Source organism: Serratia sp. 22278, assembly GCF_052045405.1.
Lineage (GTDB): Bacteria > Pseudomonadota > Gammaproteobacteria > Enterobacterales > Enterobacteriaceae > Serratia > Serratia marcescens.
In genome coordinates this window covers 1-1,111 of record NZ_JBQEOW010000031.1, presented here as the reverse complement: position 1 = coordinate 1,111, position 1,111 = coordinate 1, and the positions used below count along the sequence as shown (strand labels likewise).

Annotated in this window: 3 protein-coding genes; all 3 read right to left on the bottom strand. The window is 44.5% G+C overall.

The genetic code is table 11. The features are described from left to right. A partial coding sequence (locus tag ACTJJ6_RS23550) for a hypothetical protein (RefSeq protein WP_440827459.1) occupies positions 1-184 on the bottom strand: 184 nt, incomplete at its 3' end. 135 nt (positions 185-319) lie between these two features. Continuing rightward, entirely contained in the window at positions 320-637 is a 318-nt protein-coding gene (locus ACTJJ6_RS23545; RefSeq protein ID WP_060435512.1) for a hypothetical protein, read from the bottom strand. A 1-nt stretch (position 638) separates the two neighbouring features. Further along, positions 639-1,111, bottom strand: a 473-nt coding sequence (locus tag ACTJJ6_RS23540) for an RHS repeat-associated core domain-containing protein (protein WP_440827457.1), incomplete at its 5' end; no start/stop codon positions are given.

The following is a 1,111-nucleotide window of genomic DNA, read 5'->3' as shown; positions in this document are numbered from 1 at the left end:
AACGGTAAAACAGTTTTTGCCAGTGCGTCAGGCGGTTGTCGGCGATCGGCGCCAGCGGCAGGTGCGCGTCGATGTCGCTCTGCGGGCTGCGTTCGCCCAGCAGGTTATCAGCCAGATCGTACACCAGCCGCGCGCCCGGTTTGCCCTGATTGGGCTCGCGGTGTTGCAGCAGGCGGCCTGCCATACAATCTTAACCTTTTGATTCTATATGATTTTTAAAGAACCAAACATTGCCTTTTCACGCTTTAATTAAATTCTAAATTCGTTTGTTTAGCAGGAGGCACCACGCTATTCCTGTAGTGCCTAATTTTCTTTGAGGCTAGTCCCCCGGCTTCTCCCAATAAGGGGTATCCTCTGTAGCTCTCTCTATATCATCCATATCATCATCACCAAGACTATTATCAAACTTACTGGATAATATCCTTCTAATTTCTGCCAGCCTATGTGTAACTTTATTCTTGTCTATAAATTTAGTTGTTTCGCTCTCATACTCTAACCGCTTATCGTCACTAATAACTGGCTCGCTGTAATAATAATGTGCGATATTACCAAGTGAGATCAATAAATAATTAACCTCCTTGATTATATTAACAGCTTCTTCACCTGTTAGTTTGATTGTTTCATTTTCTTTTAACATCTTACTTCCTTTTTGTGATCGTTGGATTTTTTAAGGGCACATCACCCTTCACAGTAAGCTCTTGGGTATGATAGCGAGGATTAGTAATCCACTCTAATTGTGAGTTGGGAACATCGGTCTCAACATAATCCCTTCCTCTTCCTGGTTTAATTTGATATTTATTTTCAGCCTGAACTTGACTCATTGGTTTTTTATTTGCTGGCTCAACATAAACTCGACCATTATCCTGAGCTTTTATTACGCCACTTTCTTCAATTGCATTTGAGCCTTTACGATTGGTGTAATGGCGAACACGGGTTGTTTCTTCAGTCTTGCAAGGCTTACTACTCAACCCCAACGGATCCACCCACATCAGCGGGTTCGGCGCATACTGATACAGGTTCAACCCGCCTTCCAGCCCTATCGGATCCTGCGTGGTGAAACGCCCCACCTCGGGTTCGTAGTAGCGGAACAGGTTGTAGTGCAGGCCGCTTT